Here is a 4,941-nt window from a genome sequence, read left to right as displayed (position 1 = left end):
AGAGGTCTCTGGTCAGCTTTACAGTAGCAGCAGGGCATGTTATAATTTATTACAAAAATATTAAATGTTTCAAGGAGATATTACATGATAAGCGTGAGAGAGCTGACAAAGACATTCGATGGGAAACCGGCTGTAGATCATATCTTTCTTGATATTCCGGAAGGAATGATGTTCGGCCTTCTCGGGACGAATGGTGCAGGAAAGACGACGATGCTCCGTCTGCTCTCAGGAATACTGGAGCCGGATTTTGGTGAAATCCTTGTAGATGATGAATCATTAAGTGTTTCGGCGGAGAAGATATTTTATCTGCCGGACACGCCATATTATTTTCCGAATGCCACAATGGAACAGATGGCGAAATTCTATCAGAGACAATATCCAGGGATGGATGCAGAGGGTGTGACATACATGGCGGAATCACTGAACCTGGATGTGAGACAGCCGATCCGTACATTCTCCAAAGGGATGAAGCGGCAGGCATTCCTAATCCTCGCACTCTGTGCAGGAACAAAATATCTGCTGTGCGACGAAGTGTTTGACGGCCTTGATCCGATCGCGGCGGAAGTGATGAAGAATCTCTTCCGGCAGGAGATGAAAGAGCGGAAATTTACGGTAGTCGTAGCTTCGCACAGACTGCAGGAACTGGAAGATATCTGCGGGAATATCGCGATCTTGCACAAAGGCGGACTTGTGACTGCCGGAGATATGCGCGTACAGGCTGAGAATATGTGGAAATTTCAGTGTGCATTTCATACAAATGCTGATAAAGGCGAGATTACAGAAGAAGAGGGGTGGTCATCCTGCGGGAAGTTGCAGGACATTATGGACAGGCTTGAGAATACCCTTGATATCGTGCGTATCCATTCAGAGGGAAGCTTTATCACTTTGACTGTCCGTGGGGATAAAGAGGAGATTAGGGCAAAGTTGAAGGAGGAGCATCCTGCTGTATTAAATGAGATCCCTATGAGTCTAGAGGAAATATTTATCGCAGAGATGGAGGTGAAAGGATATGACATCCGCAAAGTGCTTCATTAACTGGGTAAAAGAAGCAGGCAGAGGCCATCTTGTGGCAGCTCTGGGGTGGGGAACTCTCATCCTTTACGGCGTCCTTGCCGTGACCCGTCTGAGTTTTGACACAGAAAATACATTTTTCGGGATCGGTGGCACTGCCCTTGATCTCAGGTGGATCTGCATGGGACTCGGACTTCTTACCGCCTTCATTGAGTTCTTCTATCTGTTCCATCAGAAGCAGCAGGACTTTTACTACAGTTTGCCGGTCAGCAGGGAAACCATATTCTGGAGCCGGTATGTGCACGGGCTCTTCAATGTGATCGTACCTCTGATGTTTATAATGGCAGTATGCGGGATTTATCAGGCTGCTATTGATCTGCAGTTCGGGGTGTATGCGGGAAGCTACACGCTGAAGAGTATTTTTGTATATGCGGTGTCCTTTCTGATCTTTTATCACATAGGGATTCTGTGCGCCGTGATCTGCGGAAATATTATATCCGCAGTAGTCGTCTGTGCGGTTATGATCCTATATTTTCCGATACTGACAGGGAATATATGCCCTGCGCTATCACGGAATTATTTTGTTACATATTATAAAAACCCGTTTCTTGAATGGCTATATACTGTCCTGTCACCGGAGCGGCTCACGGCTGATCTGACCGGAATGAGTGTGTTTGAAAAACCGTTTGTGCTGACATTTACACCGGAGATTTCTTCCGTGGCAGCGGCTGTCCTGTGGATTGTGGTTCTTTTCGGGTTCATCGTACTCGCGCAGAGGAAAAGAAAGACAGAGAGGACCGGGCGGATATTTACTCTGGCGCCGGCAGAACAGACAGTACAGATACTGGTATCATTCCTTGCAGGCTTATGGATGTGCAGTTTTCTGTCGGATTTTTTAGATCCGGCGTCTGTCGGCATCGGTTCTATCATCGGCTGTACTGTGGGCGGAGTGGTTATAGCTCTTGCGGTACATTTGCTGTTGGAGTATGCGGTACAGGGAACAGAGGTGAAGTTTTTCCGTAGAAAGTGGCAGCTTGTATTGTCTGCAGCGGCTGTAATTGTAGCAGGTCTGGCATTTCCTGCCGGAGCTTCCGCTTATGACACCCTCTTTCCGGAAAATGCAGAAAGCATCGGGATCAGTATCGATGGGATCGGTATGGATTGCTCGACTTATGCCGAGGTGTCGGGAAATCAGGAAAAATATGAGACGGCTGCGCAGTTGAGGCGGTATCAGCTAAAGGGAGAAGGTCGCACGGCAGTGCTTACGTGGCTTCAGGAGATCATCAGGGAAGACATCGGTGAGAGCAGTATGGCGGACAGTTCCTGCACTCGTGCAAAAGTCTGCTACTATATGCCGGACGGCGGCACCCATTACCGTTCTTATCCGCTGACCAGAGAACAGGTGGAGATGTTCGCATCAGTATATGAGACGGATGAATATAAGCGGATTGCCTATCCAGCAGTAAAGCTTGAGGATGTATCAGAAGACCGCTTTACATGGGAAGACAGTGTAAGAGGAACTGCCCTTCAGATCACGGGGGATCAGAAAGAAGCTCTCCTTGACGCGTACCGGCAGGATGTCTCAGAACTTAAGATGGAACAGCTTGGAGAAGAGCTGCCGTGCGGATATACAAGGATCAGATCTTCCTCAGACGGAAGTATTACGAACATGTTTGTCTACCCGTTCTTTGAGCTGACATGTGATCTCCTCAAAGAATATGGCATTGATACAGAGAAAAGGCTTGCAGATTACAAGGTGGATTCCATAGAGGTGCTGGATAGTTATCCTGTATCCAGTGCCAATGGTCCGGTTTCCGGCGGCATGTATACGCTGCATTACGAAAAGGAAGATGAGGTGGAAGCTTTCAGTCAGAATCTGATACCGGAGGAACTGGATATCCAGCCTCTCTTGTATCCGCTGGATCATTCTGCTGAGATTGAAGCTTTGGTAGTTGATGAGGAGACAAACTCGATCCTCCATGTAAGCTGCGCACAGAAGAGGAGCGAGTGACCTGGAATGTACCTTTTGGAACTTCCGAGTGGAAAGATGAATTTCAGAATGGAAGAAGAACGGAAATTCCAGGAAGAGTCGTTTTTGATGATGAACAGCCATAACACCTTATAATTATAAGAATGGGGAATCCTGCATAATAGAACAAAGGAGAAGAAGCCATCGCACAAAGCGTTGGCTTCTAGTCATCGAGGGGGTATATATTCAAAAAAGGATCGTATGTAATCATAAAGATTCCTCTCTATACTTTCTTATTTATTTTGCACAAAAAAGCCTGTATTTTAGCCATTTGTGCAATGGTTTATAAAGTTACAAACAATGATAAGCATTCATTAATGGGCGAAAACTGTGTCATTTCAGATTCAATGCACGTATGTTTCCAGTCAGAAAGGTGCACAAAATAAAACGTCATCTTTTTATGAAGGCGATTATGTGTCCCATTCTTCCCTATGGCTGCTAACCTCTCATGTCTAACAGGATCATCCTCTACTACAAGGGTCCTAAATTCCTTCGTCCAGCCTACCCATAGTGGGATGCCGCTTCTGCTCCTTATCAGGGTCATACCCTATTAAATATGTCTTAGCGGCTTCGCTCTGCTTTGTCATTGATAGAGAGCACTCCTGTAATCCAGCACCAATTGAATCCTTGGCGGACGTTATCTGCTACAGTATGTGCTTTTTGGTATTAGGCTGCTTCCGGCCTGACGATATCCTTTCGGAACTTCTCCTCATCAAAGTCACAGCCTGTTTGTAATACTACATAGAATACCCTGATTGCTTTGCATGCAACTGCTATCTTGGCCTGCATTCCACCAAGCGGATTTTTCTGTCTGTTCCTGTAATAAAGGAAAACATCCTGAAATGCCGGATTCCAATTCATCAGCGCTCGTGCTGATTCATACATGGTTCTTCGTAGTTTTCTCCTGCCCCTCTTACTGATTCTTGGCTGCCCCTTCTTTTTCCCAGAGCTTTTCTTGACTATCTCTAATCCTGCAAGCTTCTGTATCTGTTTGGGATCAGTGAAACGTCCGATATCACCAACCTCTGCGATAAAGCCAATCACAGTACTCATCCCTACTCCTTTAATGGCGAGCAGTTTCTCCACATTTGGTACTTCTTTTACTTTTTCTTCCAGGTATTCATCCAGTCTTCTAAGCTGTTCCGCTTTCAGAATGTAATCATTTATAAGTATCCATATCTCAAGCCTTGCAGCCTCACCGCCTTCCAATCCTACGCTATTTTGTGCTGCTTCTACCAAGGTCTGTGCCCTCTTTATACCTGCCCCACGCACCTTTGCATCACGCCATATCTGATTGATTCCCCCTGCACCGATTCTAAGAATATCCTGTGGCAGTGGTGCCTCTTTCAAAAGCATAAGTCCACTGGTGGAATCCCAAGCAGCATAACACTCAAAATACTCCGGAAAGAACTTCTGAAGCCACCCCTGTATCTGATTTGACAGACGCACATGCTGTTTCATGAGCTGGTCTCTGCAGACAGAAGCCTCTCTAATCTCAGCATACACTCCACTTGGAAGATAAGAAGTGGAATACCTTCCATCCTTCACAAGTAACGCAATGGTCTTTGGATCCTTTAAATCACTTTTCTCAGGACTGTTATCATCCAGTTCCTTGCTTCTGTTAACTGCAAACGGATTAACCGTTACGAGCTGGATATCATGGTCTTGTAAGAACTTCTGAAAAGTAAGCCAGTAACAGCCGGTAGGCTCGCAGCCAACAATAACAGTTTTCATTTCAGTTTTATTCATGAGTTCCTCTGTCCATCGAAGGAAAGTAAGGAATCCCATTCCGGTGTTACTAAACTTGAACACTCTTCGGGAGAGTTCTAATCCCCTCCAGTCAAACGCTCTGCAGAAGTGAGTTTGTGATCCAACATCAACTCCAACAATTAAAGTTTCAC

General features: G+C 45.9%; 3 protein-coding genes. 2 read left to right on the top strand and 1 reads right to left on the bottom strand.

The window, feature by feature from the left end; translation table 11 throughout:
• The first annotated feature begins 84 nt into the window (after positions 1 to 84).
• Positions 85 to 1,035, top strand: coding sequence for an ABC transporter ATP-binding protein (locus Selli1_RS17830; protein ID WP_087168892.1), 951 nt, complete (start codon positions 85 to 87; stop codon positions 1,033 to 1,035).
• Entirely contained in the window at positions 1,010 to 3,022 is a 2,013-nt protein-coding gene (locus tag Selli1_RS17825; RefSeq protein ID WP_281874417.1) for a DUF6449 domain-containing protein, read from the top strand. Before Selli1_RS17830 ends, Selli1_RS17825 begins: the two co-directional genes overlap by 26 nt.
• 684 nt (positions 3,023 to 3,706) lie before the next feature.
• On the opposite strand, the gene Selli1_RS17820 is transcribed toward Selli1_RS17825, so the two are convergent.
• A partial coding sequence (locus Selli1_RS17820; RefSeq protein WP_281874414.1) for an IS110 family RNA-guided transposase occupies positions 3,707 to 4,941 on the bottom strand: 1,235 nt, incomplete at its 5' end.

Source organism: Sellimonas catena (assembly GCF_027924685.1).
Classification (GTDB): Bacteria; Bacillota; Clostridia; order Lachnospirales; family Lachnospiraceae; genus Sellimonas; species Sellimonas catena.
Note: the sequence above shows the minus strand (reverse complement) of the source record. Positions and strands in the feature narration are given on the sequence as shown.

What these genes read in the sequence shown, in the direction of transcription:
- Selli1_RS17830 (WP_087168892.1), top strand. Translation starts at nt 85, where the DNA reads ATGATAAGCGTGAGAGAGCTGACAAAGACATTCGATGGGAAACCGGCT.
- Selli1_RS17825 (WP_281874417.1), top strand. Translation starts at nt 1,010, where the DNA reads ATGACATCCGCAAAGTGCTTCATTAACTGGGTAAAAGAAGCAGGCAGA.